The 18,650-nt window shown below is 67.6% G+C and carries 18 protein-coding genes; 12 read left to right on the top strand and 6 right to left on the bottom strand.

The features are described from left to right. Positions 1-35: 35 nt before the first annotated feature. The gene (locus DIE15_RS02035) at positions 36-317 is read right to left on the bottom strand and encodes a transcriptional regulator (protein WP_124832246.1); all 282 of its coding nucleotides are present in this window, start codon (positions 315-317) and stop codon (positions 36-38) included. A 96-nt stretch (positions 318-413) separates the two neighbouring features. Beyond that, entirely contained in the window at positions 414-1,289 is an 876-nt protein-coding gene (locus DIE15_RS02040; protein ID WP_057924944.1) for a LysR family transcriptional regulator, read from the bottom strand. 51 nt (positions 1,290-1,340) lie between these two features. Here DIE15_RS02040 and DIE15_RS02045 point away from each other — a divergent pair, with 51 nt between their 5' ends. The 6 genes from DIE15_RS02045 (at position 1,341) to DIE15_RS02070 (ending at position 5,895) form a co-directional block, all read left to right on the top strand. Further along, complete coding sequence (locus DIE15_RS02045) at positions 1,341-1,619, top strand: hypothetical protein (protein ID WP_057924943.1); 279 nt, start codon at positions 1,341-1,343, stop codon at positions 1,617-1,619. 196 nt (positions 1,620-1,815) lie between these two features. Beyond that, positions 1,816-2,898: a serine hydrolase gene (locus DIE15_RS02050; protein WP_124832247.1), complete on the top strand. Its 1,083-nt coding sequence runs from the start codon at positions 1,816-1,818 to the stop codon at positions 2,896-2,898. 53 nt (positions 2,899-2,951) lie between these two features. After that, complete coding sequence (locus DIE15_RS02055) at positions 2,952-3,188, top strand: hypothetical protein (RefSeq protein ID WP_057924942.1); 237 nt, start codon at positions 2,952-2,954, stop codon at positions 3,186-3,188. A gap of 166 nt (positions 3,189-3,354) precedes the next feature. Continuing rightward, entirely contained in the window at positions 3,355-3,810 is a 456-nt protein-coding gene (locus DIE15_RS02060) for a MarR family winged helix-turn-helix transcriptional regulator (RefSeq protein WP_057924941.1), read from the top strand. 70 nt (positions 3,811-3,880) lie between these two features. Next, a complete protein-coding gene (locus DIE15_RS02065) occupies positions 3,881-4,444 on the top strand; it encodes an isochorismatase family protein (RefSeq protein ID WP_057924940.1) in 564 nt (187 codons plus the stop codon). After that, positions 4,441-5,895, top strand: a complete 1,455-nt coding sequence (locus DIE15_RS02070) for a DHA2 family efflux MFS transporter permease subunit (RefSeq protein WP_124832248.1) — start codon at positions 4,441-4,443, stop codon at positions 5,893-5,895. Before DIE15_RS02065 ends, DIE15_RS02070 begins: the two co-directional genes overlap by 4 nt. Positions 5,896-5,911: 16 nt before the next feature. Here the strand turns inward: DIE15_RS02070 and DIE15_RS02075 are convergent, their stop codons facing one another. After that, positions 5,912-7,630 (bottom strand): SulP family inorganic anion transporter, encoded by a 1,719-nt coding sequence (locus DIE15_RS02075; RefSeq protein WP_057924938.1) that lies wholly within the window; start codon positions 7,628-7,630, stop codon positions 5,912-5,914. A gap of 289 nt (positions 7,631-7,919) precedes the next feature. On the opposite strand from DIE15_RS02075, the gene DIE15_RS02080 reads away from it, so the two are divergent. Further along, positions 7,920-9,161: a mechanosensitive ion channel family protein gene (locus DIE15_RS02080; protein WP_057924937.1), complete on the top strand. Its 1,242-nt coding sequence runs from the start codon at positions 7,920-7,922 to the stop codon at positions 9,159-9,161. Between the two features lie 67 nt (positions 9,162-9,228). On the opposite strand, the gene DIE15_RS02085 is transcribed toward DIE15_RS02080, so the two are convergent. Further along, complete coding sequence (locus tag DIE15_RS02085; RefSeq protein ID WP_124832249.1) at positions 9,229-10,650, bottom strand: PLP-dependent aminotransferase family protein; 1,422 nt, start codon at positions 10,648-10,650, stop codon at positions 9,229-9,231. A gap of 160 nt (positions 10,651-10,810) precedes the next feature. Here DIE15_RS02085 and DIE15_RS02095 point away from each other — a divergent pair, with 160 nt between their 5' ends. The 5 genes from DIE15_RS02095 to DIE15_RS02115 all read left to right on the top strand — a co-directional run bounded on the left by DIE15_RS02095 (position 10,811) and on the right by DIE15_RS02115 (position 16,844). Next, the gene (locus DIE15_RS02095) at positions 10,811-13,135 is read left to right on the top strand and encodes an FdhF/YdeP family oxidoreductase (protein WP_124832250.1); all 2,325 of its coding nucleotides are present in this window, start codon (positions 10,811-10,813) and stop codon (positions 13,133-13,135) included. Positions 13,136-13,147: 12 nt separating this feature from the next. Continuing rightward, positions 13,148-14,068, top strand: coding sequence for a bestrophin family protein (locus tag DIE15_RS02100; protein WP_124832251.1), 921 nt, complete (start codon positions 13,148-13,150; stop codon positions 14,066-14,068). Positions 14,069-14,211: 143 nt separating this feature from the next. Further along, positions 14,212-14,541 (top strand): hypothetical protein, encoded by a 330-nt coding sequence (locus DIE15_RS02105; protein WP_124832252.1) that lies wholly within the window; start codon positions 14,212-14,214, stop codon positions 14,539-14,541. Between the two features lie 244 nt (positions 14,542-14,785). Beyond that, positions 14,786-15,118: a hypothetical protein gene (locus DIE15_RS02110; RefSeq protein WP_057925168.1), complete on the top strand. Its 333-nt coding sequence runs from the start codon at positions 14,786-14,788 to the stop codon at positions 15,116-15,118. Between the two features lie 136 nt (positions 15,119-15,254). After that, positions 15,255-16,844 (top strand): ABC transporter substrate-binding protein, encoded by a 1,590-nt coding sequence (locus DIE15_RS02115; RefSeq protein ID WP_057924932.1) that lies wholly within the window; start codon positions 15,255-15,257, stop codon positions 16,842-16,844. A gap of 182 nt (positions 16,845-17,026) precedes the next feature. Here DIE15_RS02115 and DIE15_RS02120 read toward each other — a convergent pair whose 3' ends face one another. Further along, entirely contained in the window at positions 17,027-18,361 is a 1,335-nt protein-coding gene (locus tag DIE15_RS02120) for a type II toxin-antitoxin system HipA family toxin (protein WP_124832253.1), read from the bottom strand. A 3-nt stretch (positions 18,362-18,364) separates the two neighbouring features. Continuing rightward, complete coding sequence (locus DIE15_RS02125) at positions 18,365-18,613, bottom strand: helix-turn-helix domain-containing protein (RefSeq protein ID WP_057924930.1); 249 nt, start codon at positions 18,611-18,613, stop codon at positions 18,365-18,367. Positions 18,614-18,650: the final 37 nt, after the last annotated feature.

Below are 18,650 nucleotides of genomic sequence, written 5' to 3' on the forward strand. Positions count from 1 at the left end.
ACGACGGACCGCCTTCGTGGCGGTCCGTTTTTTCATCAGGTGTCGTTCGCGCCGAACAATTGCGCGCACACGGCGCGCCCCTCCTCGGTCAACGCGGCGCTGCCGGTGCCGTCCTCGTTCAGCGTCGTCGCACTCAGGCCGGCGGCGTCGAGCCGCGTCAGCACGCGGCGCAACACACTCATCGGCAATTGCGCGCGCTTCGCGATCTTCGGCAGCGACCACGCCTTGCCGGACGGATCGCTCGCGGCTTCGTTCAGCGTCGCGAGCGTCGCAACGAGTGCGGGATCGAGCGGGGAGTCGTCGGAGTCTGGAGTCATCGGTTCGGGTTCGTGAGCCGGCGCCGGGCCGGCATTCGGGAAGGATGCAATCGCGGACACTATACGCCGCGGCTACGCGGCTACGCGGTTACACGGTTACGCGCCCTTGATTGCCGCGCGCATGAACGACACGAAACGCGTGGTCACGGGATCGTCGCGGCCGGACAGCCACGCAAGCCCGACGCGCCATTTCGCGTCCCGACCGTCGAGCGGCAGGACAGTCGCGTCGCGCAGCAGGTACTGCGCGCCCGACGGAATGAACGCGACGCCAACCCCGGCCGCGACCGACGTGAGCACCGATTGCACGTCCTCCGCCTGCTGCGTGACCTGCGGCACGAAGCGCCGCTCGACGCACCACCGGTCGATCTGCGCGGCGAGCCCGGGGCCGCGTGCGCGCTGCAGCGCGATGAAGCCGATCTCGTTGAGCACGTCGAGATCGGCGGGCACGCGCTTGAAGCCGAGGTGCGGCGGCACCGCGAGCGCAAGCGCCTCGTCGATCACCTTGAACGACGCCAACCCTTCATCGGACGGCAGACGCAGAAATCCGGCGTCGAGCTTGCCGGCACGCAGCCGGCGTGTCTGTTCGGACGACGACAGGTCGCTCAGCGTGACCGCGATACCCGGATTGCGGCGACGGAACTCCGCGACGAGTTTCGGCACGAGCGTCAGCACGGACAGGCAGATGCCGAGCCGCAGATGCCCGCGCTGTCCGCTGGACGCCTCTCGCGCCCGCGCGAGGATCTCGTCGGCGTCGCGCACGAGCGCCTGCGCGTCGGGCAGGAAGCGTTCACCGAACGGCGTCAACTCCGCGCCATGCCGCCCGCGCTCGAACAGCTTGCCGCCGAGGCTCGCCTCGAGCGCCCCGATCTGCTTGCTGAGCGCCGGCTGGCTCATGTGCAGCGCGTCGGCCGCGCGGCTGAAATGGCTGAGCTCCGTGACCGTCAGGAAGGTGCGCAGCAGTTTCAATTCCATTCTTGAAAGGAATCATATCGATCGAAACATTCATTTTACTGATCGAACGGCATGACGTTCAATACGGACATGCCCTTCATGGAATTCATTGTCATGTCCGTTGATCATCCGGCCGAGTGCCTGACCGATATCTCGTGCGACACGGTGCTCGCCGGCGAAAGCGGTATTGAGCCCGATGCGTCGGCACCCGAGCGTCGTGCCGCGCGTGTCGACGGACGCAGCCGCCGCTTTCGCTTCGGCGACGCAGTGGACGATGCACCGCCGCGCGCCGTCACGGGCTCGATCGCGATCAGCTTCGCAGTCGTGTCGCGGCGGAACTGGCCACGCTGAGCCCGCTCCTCATGCACCTTCCGTCGAACGCGCACCTTCGGCCATCTGCAAAAAACAGCGGAATTCCGCCGGCATCACACATCATTGCGTGCGCATCCATCGTCATCGCCACGCGATCGACCGTATAATTTCCCGCACCCGCTCACCGCCCACGCATTTCGCGCCGCCGCAGCGCGCGTGAAAAGGAGACTTTCGCTTGACTGGCCTCATCGCGCGCCTGCCTCGCGCCCGGACCACCCTGATCATCGCCCTCTCGTTCCTGACACTCGCGTTCGCAACGAACGCGTCGTCCGCGCAGCGCGCGCAGCCGCATCGCACAGCGTCGCCGCAAGCGCATGCGAAAGTCGTCAAGAAGCAACCCACCCATCGCAAGAACAAGGCCGTCAAGCATCGCCGCCCGCGCGCGAAGCATCATGCGGTCAGGCATCACGCGGCACCCGCACCGCAGCATCGGCGCGCGAAACGCACGAACGCGGCTCGCCCGCACCCCGCCGCGAAGCCGCGCCTGCTCGCGAGCTGCGGCTACAGCCCGCGCGCGGTGCGCGCGCTGCACTCACGCGCGGCCTACGTGCTCGACGTCGATTCGGGCACGCCGCTGCTGGCCCGCAACGCACGCACCGTGCGGCCGATCGCGTCGATCTCGAAGCTGATGACCGCCGTCGTCGCGCGCGACGCGGACCGGCCGCTGAACGGCGTGCTGCGCGTCACCTCGCGCGACCGCGACACGATCAAGTTCACCGGTTCGCGGCTGCCGATCGGCGCCGAACTGTCGCGCCGCCAGATGTTCCATATCGCGCTGATGTCGTCGGAAAATCGCGCGGCAGCCGCGCTGAGCCGCGACTATCCGGGCGGCCGCACCGCGTTCGTGAGGGCAATGAACCGCGAAGCGCGCCGCCTCGGGATGCGCCATACGCATTTCCGCGAACCGACCGGGCTGTCGCCGCATAACGTGTCGACGGCCGAGGATCTCGCGCGGCTCGTCGGCGCGGCCGCGCAGGATCCGCTGATCCGCTACTTCTCGACGGATACGTCGACCACCGTGCAGGCCGGCGACGACGAACTGCTGTACGTGAACTCCGATCCGCTCGTCCGCTACGGCCGGTTGCCGATCCGGCTGCAGAAAACCGGCTTCATCAACGAATCGGGGCACGGCGTCGTCATGCGCATGCGTGTCAAAGGCCGCCGCGAAACGATCGTGCTGCTCGGCGCACCAACGCGCGCCGGCGTGTCGAGCGACGCGCTGAAGATCCATCGCTGGCTGAGTTGCTCGATCCAATAGATTCGGAACACGGCGCACGCGGCAGGCGTGTTCATCCACGAAGGCGCGATGCCATGCACGACGAATACCGTTTCAACGCGTTCGGACGCCTGCTGGCCGTCGTGCGCTCGAACGGCCGCTGGGCCGTGTTCGATCTCGGCACCGAAGGCAAGCGGCGGCCGGCCAACCTGCAGATTCCGCCTGCGCTCGCCGCTGACGAACTCGCGCAATATCTCGGCGACCTGCTGCACGAAAATGCGTCGCCGAAGTACAACGACGTCGTGCCGGTTCCGTCGCCGCGCCGCGTGTAGCGCCCCGCCGCACACCGGCCGCATCCGGTAAACCGGTCGTTGCGTGCCAACGCGCGCTCACCCGCTCACCCGCTCACCCGCTCATACCGATCACACCGACGCACCGCGTGTCACGAACCTTCACCCAATTCGACAGCTAAACTTGCAAGTTTAACTGTCATATCCTATGATCCGCCGCATGACACCGCCACGCATGCCCGGCATTCCCGCCGACACTGTCGCCGCCGATCTGACCCTCGCGGTCGGCCAGTTGATCCGCCGGTTGCGCTCCGAAATCGAATCCGAGGGGCTCGGCATGTCGCAGACGAGCGCGCTCGCGCGGCTCGAACGGCAGGGTCCGATGACGACCGCCGATCTCGCCCGCGCGGAGGCAATGAAGCCGCAGTCGATGAAGGCGATTCTCGCGAGCCTGGAGGAAGACGGTCTCGTCGAACGCGAGCCGCATCCGACCGACGGCCGCCAGATCCTGTTCCTGCTGACCGCGGCCGGCCTGGAAGCGCGGCGCAAGCGCGACACGGCGAAGCACAAGTGGCTCGGCGCCGCGATCGAGAAGCTCGACCCTGAAGAAATCCGCACGCTCGCTGCCGCGATTCCGCTGATCCGGCGTATCGGCGAGCAATGACCTCCGCCTGCGTGCCGCGCGGCATGCGCGCGCACCCTTTCCTTCGCCCAATTCACGGAGCATCGACACCATGAGCACAACCCGTCTCGACACGAACACGGCACTCGTCGTCATCGACCTGCAGAAAGGCATCGTCGCACTGCCCACCTCCCACCCGGTCGCTCCGGTGATCGAGCGCACGCGCGACCTGCTCGACGCATTCCGCAGCCGCGGCCTGCCGGTCGTGCTCGTCAACGTCGACGGCGGTGCACCGGGCCGTACGCAGCAGCAAGTGCGTCTGGATGCCCTTCCGGCCGACTGGGCCGACCTCGTCCCCGAACTGGACCGCCAGCCGGGCGACCACGTCGTGACGAAGAAGACCTGGGGCGCGTTTACCGCCACCGATCTCGACGCGCACCTGAAGGCGGCCGGCGTCACGCAGATCGTGCTGACCGGCATCGCGACCAGCATCGGCGTCGAATCGACCGCACGCCAGGCGCACGAGCTCGGCTACAACGTGACGCTCGCGGTCGACGCGATGACCGACCTCAACGCGGACGCGCACACGAACAGCGTCGAACGGCTGTTCCCGCGTCTCGGCGAGACGGGTTCGACGCAAGAGATTCTCGCGCTGCTCGACCGGCGCGGCGCGTGAGCGACAAGCACGCCCGGCCGGTGCCGGGCCATGCGGCCGGCCGGCGCGATCCGTCGATCTGGAAGGTCAGCGCGGTCGCGACGCTCGGCTCGCTTCTGTCGCAGCTCGACGCGACGATCGTCAACGTATCGCTGTCAAGCCTCGCGACCGACCTGCACGCGAGCCTGTCGACGATCCAGTGGGTGACGAGCGGCTACCTGCTCGCGCTCACGCTGGTGTTGCCGCTGAACGGCTGGCTGGTCGACCGCATCGGTGCGAAAGCGCTGTACCTGTGGTGCTTCTCCGCGTTCACGCTGACGTCGGCGCTGTGCGGGCTCGCGTGGTCCGCGCCATCGCTGATCGCGTTCCGCGTGCTGCAAGGCGTCAGCGGCGGGCTGCTCGCGCCGATGGCGCAGATGATGATCGCGCGCGTGGCCGGCCAGCAGATGGCGCGCGTGATCGGCTACGCGGCGGTGCCCGTTCTGATCGCGCCGATCCTGGGCCCGGTCATCGCCGGCGCGATCCTGCAGCACGCATCGTGGCGCTGGCTCTTTCTCGTGAACCTGCCGGTCGGCGCGCTGGCGCTTGCGCTGGCCGTGTGGTTCCTGCCCGGCGACCGCGAGGAAACGCAGCGGCGCGAGCTCGACTGGATCGGCCTCGCGCTGCTGTCGCCAGCGCTCGTGCTGCTCCTGTACGGCGCGGAGCGGATCAACGCCGTGCCCGGTATCGCCGCAATCGCCGTTTCGGTACTGCTGCTCGCTGCCTTCCTGCGCATCGAGCGACGCCAGGGCGAGCATGCGCTGATCGATCTCGCGCTGTTCCGCTCGCGCGTGTTCGGCGCGGCCGCCGCCACGCAATTCCTGTCGAACGGCGCGATCTACGCGGGCCAGATGCTGATCCCGGTGTTCCTGATCGAGGCGTGCGGCCGCTCGCCCGGCGAGATGGGCTGGCTGCTGGCCCCGCTCGGGCTCGGCATGCTCGTCACCTATCCGTCGATGGGCGCGCTGACGAGCCGCTTCGGCGTGCGCCGGCTGGCCGCCGCCGGCGCGATGCTCGCGCTCGTCGCGACGCTGCCGTTCGTGTATCTCGCGCTGGCCGGCTACGATCCCTACGTGCTGGTGCCCGCGCTGTTTCTGCGCGGGATGGGCCAGAGCGCGATCGGCGCCCCGTCGATTTCCGCCGCGTATGCGTCGGTCGAGCGGCGCAACCTGCCGATGGCAACGACGTCGCTCAATATCGTCCAGCGCCTCGGCGGCCCGACGTTCACGACAATGTGCACGCTGTTTCTCGCGTGGCGGCTGCAGGTCGAATCGGCCACGACGAGCGGCTCGCATGGCGGCGCCTACGCATGGGCGTTCGGCCTGCTGTGTGCGCTGCATGCGGCGAGCTTCGTGACGACGCTGCGGCTGCCGCGGTGGTCGAGCGGCGCGGGCGGACGGCCGACGGGGGCTGCGCGGGCCGGCTCGCGCTGAATGCCGGAGGTGCCCGCTACACGACACCCGGCTCCTGTTGCGCCGGCGTCACGCCCGCCGCTTCCAGCGCCTGATGCAGCGTCGGGAAGATGCACGACGCACCGACGATCTCCGTGATCCGGTGGCGCTCCATGTCCGCGTGCAGGTAGCGGTTCACGCGCCCGAACAGCACGCCGATCCGGCGCGCGTGCAGCGCGTTGACGAGATCGGTGATCGTCCGCGCGGCCGAGTAATCGAGATCGGTGATCGCGCCCGCATCGACGACGAACCAGCGCAACGGAACCGGCGATGCATCGACGAGCTCGGTCACTTCGGCGGCGAACAGATGGTCGTTCGCGAAGAACAGGTCGGAGCCGAAGCGGTAGACGATCAGCCCCGGCGCCGTCATCGCGCCGGGCCGCGCGGGCACCGGCAGCCACCGTCCGCTGCCTTCGGCCGCTTCGAGCACCATCGTGTGCGGCTGGTAGCTGTGGCGCACGTGCCGCATCAGCGACAACGCGACGGCAAGCAGGATCCCCTGCTCGACGCCGACCGTCACGACGGCCGCGGCGGTGACGAGCGCGAGCGTGAATTCGCCGGGGCTTTCCTTGCGGATCGCGGCAAGGCTGCGCACGTTGATCAGCCCGAGCGCGATCGTCAATACGATGCCGGCCAGCACCGCGTGCGGCAGGTATTGCAGCGTCGAACTGAAAAACAGCAGCACCACCGCGACGACCGCGGCGAACGCCAGATGCCCGATCTGGCTGCGCACGCCTGCGCCGTCGGCCATTGCGGTCTGCGTCGGGCTGCCGTTGACGACGAACGCGCCGCCCACCGCCGCCGCCGCGTTCGCGGCCGCAAGCCCGAGGATGTCGGCATTGGTATCGACGTCCTCGCCGTACTGCTGCGCGAACACGCGGGCAGCCGCCGCGCTCTGCGCGATGATCATCACGAAGCAGGACGCCGCGACCGGCACGAGATCGAGGAACTGCTGCCACGTGACGGACGGCCAGCGCAGCGGCGGCAAGCCGCCCGCGACGGGCCCGAGCACCGCGATGCCATGCGCGGCGAAGCCGAACGAATAACTCGCGGCGATGCTGCCCGCCACGGCGATCATCGGCATCGGCATGCGCGGCAGGAAGCGCTTGCACGCGAGAATCGCGACGACGACGAGCACCGCGAGCGCGAGCGTCGGCCGATGCGCGTCGGCGGCATGCGTGACGACGTAGGCGAGCTGGGCGATGCTGCGCGACGCCGGATACGGCACGGACAAGCCGAGCATGTCGCCGAGCATCGCGATCGACACCTGCACGCCGACGCCGGCGAGAAAACCGACCAGCACCGTGCGCGACAGGAAATCGGCAAGAAAGCCGAGCTTGAAGATGCGCGCGAGCAGCAACATCGCGGCGGTCAGCAGCGCGACCATGCCGGCCAGCGCCATGTATTCGGCGCTGCCCGCCGGCGCCATCGACGACAGGCGGCTCGCGAAGATCGTCGCGGTCGCGGAGTCGGCGGCGACCACCAGATGACGCGACGCGCCGAAGCATGCGAACGCGATCAGCGGCAGGAACACGGTATAGAGGCCCGACACGGCCGGCATGCCGGCGATGCGCGCATAGCCGAGCACCTGCGGGATGTCCATCGACGCGAGCGAGAAGCCCGCGAACACGTCGCGGATCGCCGACGCGCGGCGGATCGGCAGAATGCCCTTCAGCAGCCGCACGCGTGACGGCCGGCTTTCGTTGAAATCTTGCATGCGTGAAATGCGTGGATGGCCTGAATGACGTGGAACCGTGGCTTGCGGAGCCGTTCGCGCATCGTGCCCCGAGCGGGCATTGCATGGCAAGTGCACAGTGTGTTGCGCGGCATGAACACGACGAATATCCATGCAACGGTGAGGATGTTCGGGAACCCGTGCGTCATGCATCCGCGGCATCCGGCCGGAACCCGATGGCACAATCACGGTCCCTTTCATGTGCCCTTCACCGGGCGCGCGCCGCATCGCGGCGCAGATTCAACGCACGAGAAGGACCCTGCCTGCCCTTATGACCCTGAACGAATCCTGGTTTTCGCCGCTCGTCGGCATCCTCATCCTCCTTGCCGCCGCCGGCGCGATCACGGCCGCCGTCCATTTCCTGCTGTTCCGCGTGGTCGCCCGCCTGGCGCGGCTGTCGGCCACCCGCATCGACGACGCGCTGTTCGAGTTCGGCGCATTCAAGTGGCTGAACCGCATCGTGCCGTTCGTCGTGATCAAGCTCGGGCTCGGCACGGTGCCCGGCATCCCGGCCGTCGCCATGCAGGTCGCCGACAAGGTGCTGTTCGCGCTGATCGTGTTCCTGTTGTCGATGACGATCAGCGCGACGCTGTCCGCGCTCGAACACACGCATCGCACGAGCCGTCGCGAACAGCCGCGCATGTCGCTGAAAGGCCCGATGCAGCTCGTCAAGCTCGTGATGTTCATCACGGCCGCGCTCGTCGTGATTGGCGACGCGACCGGCAAGCAGATCGGCCTGCTGCTGTCGGGCATCGGCGCGCTGTCGGCGGTGCTGATGCTGATCTTCAAGGACACGCTGCTCGGCCTCGTCGCCGGCGTGCAGCTATCGTCGAACGACATGCTGCGGATCGGCGACTGGATCACGATGCCGTCGGCCGGCGCGGACGGCACCGTCATCGACATCACGCTGAACACGGTCAAGGTCGCGAACTTCGATCACACGATCATCACCGTGCCGACCTGGAAGCTGATTACCGAGAGCTACCAGAACTGGCGCGGAATGACCGAAGCCGGCGGGCGCCGCATCAAGCGCGCGCTGTTCGTCGATGCGACGAGCGTGCGCTTTCTCGACAACGACGAGATCGAGCGGCTCGAACGCCTGACACTGCTGAAGGACTATCTGGAAGACAAGGTCGACGCGATCGCGCAATGGAACGGCACGCTCGGCGCGGCCGGCGAATGCCCGGCGAACCGCCGCCAGCTGACGAATCTCGGCACGTTCCGCGCGTACGTCGCGAACTACCTGAAGGGCCATCCGCGCATCCGTCGCGACATGACGTGCATGGCGCGCCAGCTGCCGCTGACGGCCGAAGGCATTCCGCTCGAACTGTACTGCTTCACCGACACGACGTCCTGGATCGACTACGAGACGATCCAGGCCGACCTGTTCGATCACCTGATCGCGGTGCTGCCGGAGTTCGGGCTGCGCGTGTATCAGCACCCGTCGGGCTTCGACATGCGCCGGATGGTCGGCGCGGCACAAGCCGAACTGCAGGCGCCGAACGCGCGGTAATGCATGCCGCGGCGGCCTGCAACGGGCCGCCGCACGCAACCCCGCATCGCGGCGCACGCGGCGCCGCTCACCGCCCTGCGCACTCGGACGCGAGCCGTCCCAGCACCTTCAGCGCGTCCTCGATCTGCCGCGACCACGGATAGCTGTAGTTGAGCCGGATGAAATGCCGGTAATCGGTGCTTGCCGAGAACATGTGGCCGGGCCCGACCGTGATCCCTTGCGCGAGCGCGAGCGCATACAGCTTCATCGCATCGACCTGTTTCGGCAGCTCGACCCACAGCACGTACCCGCCCTGCGGCTGCGACAGCCGCGTGCCTTCCGGGAAGAAACGCCGCACCATCGCGCTCATCAGGTTCGCCTGCTGCGCATACTGCTTGCGCATTCGCCGCAGATGGAAATCGTAGCCGTCGTGCTTCAGGTATTCGGCGATCGCGAGCTGCTCGATCGCGGGCGTCGCGAGCGTGTTCAGGAATTTCAGCTTCTCGACCTGGTCGCGATAGCGTCCCGGCATCGCCCAGCCGATCCGGTAGCGCGGCGACAGGCTCTTCGTGAACGACGCGCAATGCAGCACGAGCCCGTCGCGGTCGTACGACTTCAGCGCACTCGGCGCCGTGTCGCCGAAATGCAGCTCGTGATAGACGTCGCTCTCGATCGCGGGCACGCCGTGCTTCGCGAGCAGCTCGACGAGCGCGCGCTTGCGCGCATCGGGCATCTGGAAGCCGAGCGGGTTCTGGAAATTCGGCATCACCATGCACGCGGCGATGCGCTCGCGCTCGAGAATCCGTTCGAGCGCGTCGAGATCGATGCCGTTGCCCGGATGCGTCGCCACCTCCAGCGCACGCATGCCCATCCGCTCGATCGCGTGCAGCATCGCGTAGAACGTCGGCGACTCGACGGCGATCGTGTCGCCCGGCCGCGCGACGGCCTGCAGGCACAGGTTGATCGCCTCGGTCGCGCCGATCGTCATCACGATCTCGCCCGGCTCGACCGCGATCCCGCGCTCCGCATAGCGCCGCGCGATCTGGCGAATCAGTTCCTGGTTGCCGGGCGGCAGGTCGTCGATCACGCCCCAGCGCGTGCGGCGCCGCCCGATCGCCTGCGCGTAGCGCGCAAGACGCTGCACCGGGAACTGCGATGCGTCGGGATACGGCGAGCCGAGCGGCACCGCGTCGTCGCGCGAGATCGAGCGCAGCGTCGACAGCACGAGCCGGCTCACGTCCACCGCCGACGGCTCGGCGGCCGGCGCCGACACATGCAGCTCGGCCTCGGCCGGCGCCGTGGCCCGCGCCCGCACGAAGTAGCCCGACTGCGGCCGGCTCTCGATCAGGCCGCGGCTCTCCAGCACGAGATAGGCGCGCAGCACGGTCGTAACGCTGAGCTGCTGCTGGCGGCTCGCCTGCCGCACCGACGGAATCCGCTCGCCGGGCTGGTACACGCCGCGCTCGATCTGCGCCTGCAGATCGTCGGCCAGTTGTTCGTAACGCTTCACGCGCCTCCCTTTCAACTCCCCTTCAACAACACAGTTGCGACCCGCACTGCCTGGATGGCCGCAACTGTACTCTTTTTTGAAGACGAAAGGTGTACATACAGCTGCCGGAGCGCCGCGCGTACTCTCCACGCATCGACCCCGACACACGCATCACTGCATCATGAAAAAGAAATCCGCCGCCGCACGCATCGAACCGTATCACCACCCGGCCGCCGGCTGGGGCGCGCTGAAAGCCGTCGCGATCAACCTGATCAAGGAAAAGGTCACCGGCGGCAACTACCGCACGCTGCTGCGCCAGAACCAGCCGGACGGCTTCGACTGCCCGGGCTGCGCGTGGCCCGACCGCCAGCACGCATCGACGTTCGAATTCTGCGAGAACGGCGTGAAGGCCGTGGCCGCCGAAGCGACGAGCAAGCGCGTCACACCCGAATTCTTCGCCGCGCACACGGTCACCGAACTGCTCGAACAGACGGATTTCGAACTGGAACAGCACGGCCGCCTGACCGATCCGATGGTGTACGACGCGCAGACCGACCGCTACGTGCCGATCGCCTGGGACGACGCGTTCGCGCTGATCGCGCGCCACCTGCGTGCGCTGCCGGACCCGAACCAGGCCGCGTTCTACACGTCGGGCCGCGCGAGCAACGAGGCGGCGTTCCTGTACCAGCTGCTGGTGCGGCTGTACGGCACGAACAACTTCCCCGACTGCTCGAACATGTGCCACGAAGCGACGAGCCGCGGGCTGCCGGACTCGGTCGGCGTCGGCAAGGGCACCGTCACGCTCGACGATTTCGAGCACGCGGACTTGCTGCTGATCTTCGGCCAGAACCCGGCGACCAACCATCCGCGGATGATGGGCGAGTTGCGCGAATGCGCGAAGCGCGGCGCGACGATCGTGTCGATCAACCCGCTGAAGGAACGCGGCCTCGAACGCTTCGCCGATCCGCAAAGCCCGCTCGAGATGCTGACGATGTCCGGCACGCCAATCGCGTCGACGTTCATCCAGCCGACGATCGGCGGCGATTTCGCGCTGATCAAGGGGATGGCGAAGCGCGTGCTCGAACTCGACGATGCCGCGCGCGCCACCGGTGCGCCGCGTGTGCTCGACACCGCCTTCATCGACGAGCACACGGCCGGCTTCGACGCGTTCGCCGACGACCTGCGCAACGAAAGCTGGTCGGCACTGACGGCCGAAAGCGGCGTGCCGTACGAGCAGATCGACGGCCTCGCGCAGCGCTATGCGCGCAGCGAGCGCGTGATCGCGACGTGGGGGATGGGCATCACGCAGCACAAGCATTCGGTCGCGACCGTGCAGATGCTGACGAACCTGATGCTGATGCGCGGCAACATCGGCCGCCCCGGCGCGGGCCTGTGCCCGGTGCGCGGCCACTCGAACGTGCAGGGCAACCGCACCGTCGGCATCGAGGAAAAGCCGTCGCAGGCCTTCCTCGACCGGCTCGGCCACGTGTTCGACTTCGAGCCGCCGCGCCATCACGGCTACGACGTCGTCGAGACGATCGAAGGGATGCTTGAAGGCCACGTGAAGGTGCTGATCGGCCTCGGCGGCAATTTCGCGATGGCGACGCCCGACACGCCGCGCACGTGGGAAGGCATGCGCCGCTGCGATCTCTCCGTGCACATCACGACGAAGCTGAACCGCAGCCACCTGATCCACGGCCGCGACGCGCTGATCCTGCCGACGCTCGGCCGCACCGAGATCGACCTGCAGGACAACGTGCCGCAAGGCGTGACGGTCGAGGACTCGATGAGCATGGTCCACGTGTCGTACGGGATGAACCAGCCGGCTTCCGCGAACCTGATGTCGGAGCCGGCGATCGTCGCGCACATGGGCCATGCGCTGTTCGGCAACGGCAAGATCGACTGGCTCGCGTACAAGGACGATTACGCGAAGATCCGCGATGCGATCGAAGCGACCGTCGACGGCTTCTACGACTACAACACGCGCATCGCGCGGCCGGGCGGCTTCCACCTGCGCGTCGCGTCGCGCGACCGCGAATGGCTGACGCCGACGGGCAAGGCGAACTTCATCGCGCACGCGCTGCCGACCGACACGCCGATCCAGCGCGCCCGCGCGCTGCATGGCGAGCGCCTGATGACGCTGATGACGACGCGCTCGCACGACCAGTACAACACGACCGTCTACGGGCTCGACGACCGCTATCGCGGCGTGTTCGGCCAGCGCCGCGTGGTGTTCGTCAACCGCGACGACCTCGCGATGCTCGGCCTGAAGGCCGGCGACTGGGTCGACATGGAAACCGTGTGGCACGACGGCATCGAGCGGCGCGCGGACGGCTTCCTGCTCGTCGAATACGACATCCCGCGCGGCTGCATCGGCGCGTACTACCCGGAAACGAACCCGCTGGTGCCGCTCGACAGCGTCGGCGACGTGTGCAACACGCCGACGTCGAAGTCGGTGCCGGTCCTGCTGCATCGCGCGGCCGCGCCGGTGTCGGCTGCCGCCTGACGGAGCGCGGCGATGATCGTTCGTCCGCGCGAGCACTGGCTGCGGATGCTGCTCGTCTGGAACGGCTCGGTGCTGCCGACCATCCTGCCGCAGCTCGTGCTGACGCTCGCGATCAGCATCGTCGCGGTGTGGGGCGGCGGCCGCTTGCTCGGCGAGAAGGTGCCGCTGAACCCGACGCCGTTCACGCTGATCGGCCTCACGCTGGCGATCTTCGCGGGGTTTCGCAACAACGCGAGCTACGAACGCTACCGCGAGGGCCGGCAGCTGTGGGGCGGCGTGCTGACCGCCACGCGCACGCTGGTGTCGCAGGCGCTCTGCTACGGCGCGATCGACGACGACGATGCTGCGCGGCAGGCGTTCGTGCGCAAGGTCGTCGCGTTCGTCTATGCGCTCAAGCATCAGTTGCGCGGCACCGATCCGGCGGCGGACCTGCGCACCCTGCTCGACGACGGTACCTATACGCGCATCGTCGCTGCCCGGTTTGCACCGATCGCGATCGTTCACGAACTGCGCGAAGCCTTCGCCGCGCGCGCCAACGCGGGCCGTCTCGCCGATACGCGACTCTGGATGCTCGACGCGCGCCTCGACGATCTCGTGTCGATGGTGAGCGGCTGCGAGCGCATCGCATCGACGCCGATCCCGTTCTCGTACGACGTGCTGCTGCACCGGACCATCTATGCGTATTGCGTGCTGCTGCCGTTCGGCCTCGTCGACTCGATCGGCGCAGCGACGCCGTTCGTCACCGTGTTCGTCGCCTATACGCTGATCGCGCTCGACGCGATCGCCCATGCGATCGCCGAGCCATTCGGCGACGGGCCGAACCACCTCGCACTCGATGCGATGACGCGGATGATCGAGCGCACGCTGCTCGAACTGAACCGCGAGCCGCTGCCCGCCGAAGTGACGCCCGGCCCGGCCTATCGGCTCACCTGACGCCCCCCGCATCGCACCGGGCGATCGCGGGCGTAATAAAGACTTGCAATCGATACAGCGAGAAACGTCAACAGCCGGGGCCCGCACAGCGTTTTTTCGACAAGCGCCCATGATTCGGACGCGCAACGACAGGAGAAAACGTCATGCGAGCCCTTACCCGCCATCTCGCGATCGCCGCCACCCTGATGTCGGTGCTGACCGGCACCGCGTTCGCCGAAACGCCGTGGCAGCAGGCGCATCCGCGCCGCGAAGCGGTCAACCAGCGCCTCGCCAACCAGAATCGCCGGATCCATCACGAAGTGAGGGAAGGCGAGATGTCGCACGCCCAGGCCGCGCGCCTGCACCGTGACGACCGCAAGATCCGCCATGAAGAGCGGGACATGGCCGTGCAGGATCGCGGCCACATTACGCAGAGCGAAAAGCACGTGCTGAACCAGCAGGAAAACGCGGTCAGCCACAAGATCGGCCAGTAACGCCGGCAAGCGTCGATTCGCCATCGCTTGAAACGCCCGCTGCCGCCGCGCGACAGCGGGCGCTTGTTGTATCGAATCGTTTCAGCAGGCCTTGCGTGTCAAGTGCCGCGGGTATACTCCGACGTCAGCCGCCGCCCGTATCGACCGTCAAGAACGGCACGATTCCGGCGGTTTCGTCGCGAAGCTCCGCGTTTCGCATACCCCGCGCCCCAGCCTCGACACGAGACACACGACGATTCCGATCATGAAACGATTCCTGCTGCTCCTTCCCGCCGCCCTGCTCGCCGCGTGCGGTTCCGCGCCCTCGTCCAACTCGGCCGCATCCGGCTCGGCGCCGATGATCTACGTGTCGTCGGCGCGTCCGGCCCACGCGATCGCGAACTGCCTCGACAGCCGCCTGTCCGGCACCGAGCAGTCGCAGCACAACGGCGTGACCGACATCACCGTCGGATCGCGCTCGTACTTCGTCACGCTCACGCCGTCGGGCCACGGTTCGGTCGTCAAGGTCGTGCGCGGCTCGGGCAGCGAGCCAGCCGAGGAAGCGATGCGCTTCGCGATCGCGCGCTGCGTGATCTGAGCGCCGCCGGTGCCGGGTATCGTGCCCGGCCCGCAAGCCCCGCCGCGGGCGCTGTCATGCGCGCCTGTCGAATATTTTCATCCGGGCTGCCGTCGATGAGAGAATCGCACCACGATTCCCTTTCCACGGAGCCCGCATGAAGCACCTGCTGTCCCGGCTGTTCGTCAGCGCCGCGCTCGTCGCCCTCGTTCCGGCGCTGCCGGCGCAGGCCGCGACGCCGCCCGGCATTTTCGTTGTCGCCACCCAGCTCGGCGAATTCACGACCCTCGATCCGAGCGAAATCTACGAGCTCGTGCCGTCCGAGTACGTCGCGAACACCTACGAACGGCTCGTGCGGGTCGACCTGAAGGACCCGACGCGCTTCGACGGGCAGATCGCGCAATCGTGGACGGTCGGCGCCGACGGCATCACCTACACGTTCAAGCTGCGCCCCGGTCTCGCCTTCCACTCCGGCAACCCGGTCACCGCCGACGACGTCGCGTGGTCGCTGCAGCGCACCATCCTGCTCGACAAGGGCCCGGCCGGCGTGCTCGCCGATCTCGGCCTCACGAAGGCGAACGTGATGCAGAAGGTACGCGCGGTCGACCCGCAGACCTTCGTACTCGAAACCGACCGCAAGTACGCGCCGAGCTTCGTGCTCAACGTGCTGAGCGCATGCCCGGCGTCGGTCCTCGACAAGAAGCTGCTGCTGTCGCACCAGCAGGGCAACGATTTCGGCAGCGGCTGGCTGAAGACCAACGACGCGGGCTCGGGCCCGTACCAGCTCGTCAAGTGGACGCCGAACGAGAGCATCGTGCTGCAGCGTTTCGACAAGTACCGCGCGCCGTACCCGATGAAGCGCATCGTGCTGCGCCACGTGCCCGAGGCGTCCGCGCAGCGGCTGCTGCTGGAGAACGGCGACGTCGACGCCGCGCGCAACCTGAGCCCCGACAGCCTCGCCGCGCTGACCAAGGCCGGCAAGATCAAGGTCGCGTCGTGGCCCGTGTCCGCGCTGCTGTACCTGAGCCTGAACACGAAGAACCCGAACCTCGCGAAGCCTGACGTGCAGCAGGCGATGAAGTGGCTCGTCGACTACGACGGCATCCAGCGCAACATCGTCAGCACCACCTACAAGGTGCATGAGACCTTCCTGCCCGAAGGCTTCCTCGGCACGCTGAATTCGAACCCGTACAAGCAGAACGTCGCGAAGGCGAAGGCGCTGCTCGCGAAGGCCGGCTTGCCGAACGGCTTCGACGTGACGATGGACATGCCGAACGACTATCCGTACATCGAGATCGCGCAAGCGCTGCAGGCGAACTTCGCGCAGGGCGGCATCCGCGTGAAGCTGATCCCGGGCGATGCGAAGCAGGCGATCGGCAAGTACCGCGCACGCCAGCACGACATCTTCATCGGCGAATGGTCGCCCGACTACATGGACCCGAACAGCAACGCGCGCGGGTTCGCATGGAATCCTGACAATTCCGACCAGTCGAAGACGAAGATGCTCGCGTGGCGCAACAGCTGGGACATTCCGCAGCTGACGAAGGACACCGAGGCCGCGCTCGTCGAACCGTCGCCCGCGAAGCGCGCGCAGCGCTACGAGGCGCTGCAGAAGTCCGTGCTCGCGAACTCGCCGTTCATCATCATGTTCGAGAAGGTCGTGCAGGTCGCGACGCGCCCCGGCACGACCGGGCCGGAGATCGGGCCGATCAACGACCTCGTGTCGTACCGGACGCTGGCCAAATAAGGCCGGCCAGCCGCGGTTGCGGCCCGGTCGCCTCGGTGCGCCGTTCGCGCTGTCGGACGGCACGCCGGCGCCGTCCGACCCGGTTGCCGCCCGCATCGGATACATCACGCACCCGTCCAGTCACCATCGCCGCTGCTCGTCTACTCGCGGCAGGTGATGCGTCGGGTGCCTGCCACCCGACGTCAGGTGCGCGGCATGTCGGCGAGGCGCTGCGCGGCGAAGCGCAATCCGCCCAGAATGCGCTCGGCGATCCTCGCCGGAAACCCGGCCGGCAGCGCCGCGCCGACCGACTCGATGACGTGCGGTGTCGCAGCGACGAGCCGCTCGACGATCGGCGTCGCGATATCGCCGAGCAGACAATGTTCGGCCATCGCGCTGAAGTGCCGGCGCGTGATGTCGCGCATCGCATAGTGCTTCCGCTTGCCGTGTACGGCCATGGCAAGCTTCGCCTTGTGCCACGACCACTGGTTCGCGCCGTCTCCCTCGACCGGCCAGATCGACATCACGTCATAGAGCGGCGTCAGGCGGAAACGGCCGCGCGGCAACAGGCGCAGGCTGAAGTTCTTCGCATGCCCGTCCGGTGCGGCGAGCATCCAGAACACGACCAGCGCGGTGAACAGCGTGTCGAGGTCGGCCTGCGCCGTTTCCGACCGACGCAGGATGGCCGCAAGATCGGGCACGCCGGGGCCGCCCTGCGATTCGTATTTCAGATGCGGCGGCACGCCGAGCGCCTGGCAGAAATCCTCTTGAGGCAAGCGCAACAGCCATCCGCCGTCACGATGCAACGCACGATCGAAGCGCGCGACCGACAGCACCTTGTGTTCGCCGAAACACACGATTTCGGCATCGGCCGTCGGCAAACCGTACGCGCGCAGGATCTCCAGGCACAGCCACTCGTTTTCGACGGATGCCGTGAGATCCGCGCGCTTGTTGCCGACCAGTCCGAGCGGCAACTTGAGAATATGCGTCGTCGGCGTCGCGCCATGCGGGCGCATCCACCGCCCGTCGTGAAACAACAGCGCGGTCTTTTCCTGTGCGCCGGCCAGGGACAGACGGAAGTCGTCATCATCCTCCGCACCGCCCGCCACCCCGCGCGCCTGATCAAGCGCGCGCGCCACCTCGTCGTCCGACAACGGGGTACCATCGATCCGGCCATGACCCATCGGCATTTCGTCCTCGCCGAGCAGCTGAACAGCACCGACGCAGTCCCGTCCGAGCGCGGCAAGCAGATCGAACGGCTCGATCGTTGCCGTGCCGAACCGGGACGCGAGCCGGCGGCGAATCGCGTCGCTGTCGGGTAGCAGATTGTCGAAGTAGTGATTCACGCGCTCGCCGCGCAACGGTGCATCGCCGACGCCGAACGGCAGCGACAGCGACAGTGGGCGGCCGGCATCCGACTGCTTCCAGCCGGCGTCATACCGCAACTCCATGTCGCCGCGCGCGGGAATCCGCCAGGTTCCGACCCGCTGACCGTTGGCCCAGATCGATAGTGCGCGGGTATGCGATTTACGCCCCATCGCTTACCACTCGACGTCGCCGGTGTCGCGCCCGCCTTTCGACCGGATGCTGAGTTCGAGACCGTACAACGCGGTCAACTCGAGCAATTGGCTGAGCGACAGGCTTGCGGTGCGCGTGGTCTCGAGCGACGACAGGCGCGACTGGCCGACGCCGATGCGCGCCGCCGCCTCGGCTTGCGTCAGCCCGTTCTCCTGACGCGCAGACGACAGGATCTCACCCAGTTGCGTGGGGGTATTGACGATGAAATTCACGGCATGGAGTCCAGTAGGCAATAAACGCAGTATATCT

The sequence above is a fragment of the Burkholderia sp. Bp9031 genome, from assembly GCF_003857965.1.
Classification (GTDB): Bacteria; Pseudomonadota; Gammaproteobacteria; order Burkholderiales; family Burkholderiaceae; genus Burkholderia; species Burkholderia ambifaria_A.

Excerpts from the sequence above, each read along its gene's own strand:
- DIE15_RS02035 (WP_124832246.1), bottom strand. The coding sequence starts at position 317 with ATGACTCCAGACTCCGACGACTCCCCGCTCGATCCCGCACTCGTTGCG.
- DIE15_RS02040 (WP_057924944.1), bottom strand. The coding sequence starts at position 1,289 with ATGGAATTGAAACTGCTGCGCACCTTCCTGACGGTCACGGAGCTCAGC.
- DIE15_RS02045 (WP_057924943.1), top strand. The coding sequence starts at position 1,341 with ATGACGTTCAATACGGACATGCCCTTCATGGAATTCATTGTCATGTCC.
- DIE15_RS02055 (WP_057924942.1), top strand. The coding sequence starts at position 2,952 with ATGCACGACGAATACCGTTTCAACGCGTTCGGACGCCTGCTGGCCGTC.
- DIE15_RS02060 (WP_057924941.1), top strand. The coding sequence starts at position 3,355 with ATGATCCGCCGCATGACACCGCCACGCATGCCCGGCATTCCCGCCGAC.
- DIE15_RS02065 (WP_057924940.1), top strand. The coding sequence starts at position 3,881 with ATGAGCACAACCCGTCTCGACACGAACACGGCACTCGTCGTCATCGAC.
- DIE15_RS02075 (WP_057924938.1), bottom strand. The coding sequence starts at position 7,630 with ATGCAAGATTTCAACGAAAGCCGGCCGTCACGCGTGCGGCTGCTGAAG.
- DIE15_RS02080 (WP_057924937.1), top strand. The coding sequence starts at position 7,920 with ATGACCCTGAACGAATCCTGGTTTTCGCCGCTCGTCGGCATCCTCATC.
- DIE15_RS02095 (WP_124832250.1), top strand. The coding sequence starts at position 10,811 with ATGAAAAAGAAATCCGCCGCCGCACGCATCGAACCGTATCACCACCCG.
- DIE15_RS02100 (WP_124832251.1), top strand. The coding sequence starts at position 13,148 with ATGATCGTTCGTCCGCGCGAGCACTGGCTGCGGATGCTGCTCGTCTGG.
- DIE15_RS02105 (WP_124832252.1), top strand. The coding sequence starts at position 14,212 with ATGCGAGCCCTTACCCGCCATCTCGCGATCGCCGCCACCCTGATGTCG.
- DIE15_RS02110 (WP_057925168.1), top strand. The coding sequence starts at position 14,786 with ATGAAACGATTCCTGCTGCTCCTTCCCGCCGCCCTGCTCGCCGCGTGC.
- DIE15_RS02115 (WP_057924932.1), top strand. The coding sequence starts at position 15,255 with ATGAAGCACCTGCTGTCCCGGCTGTTCGTCAGCGCCGCGCTCGTCGCC.
- DIE15_RS02120 (WP_124832253.1), bottom strand. The coding sequence starts at position 18,361 with ATGGGGCGTAAATCGCATACCCGCGCACTATCGATCTGGGCCAACGGT.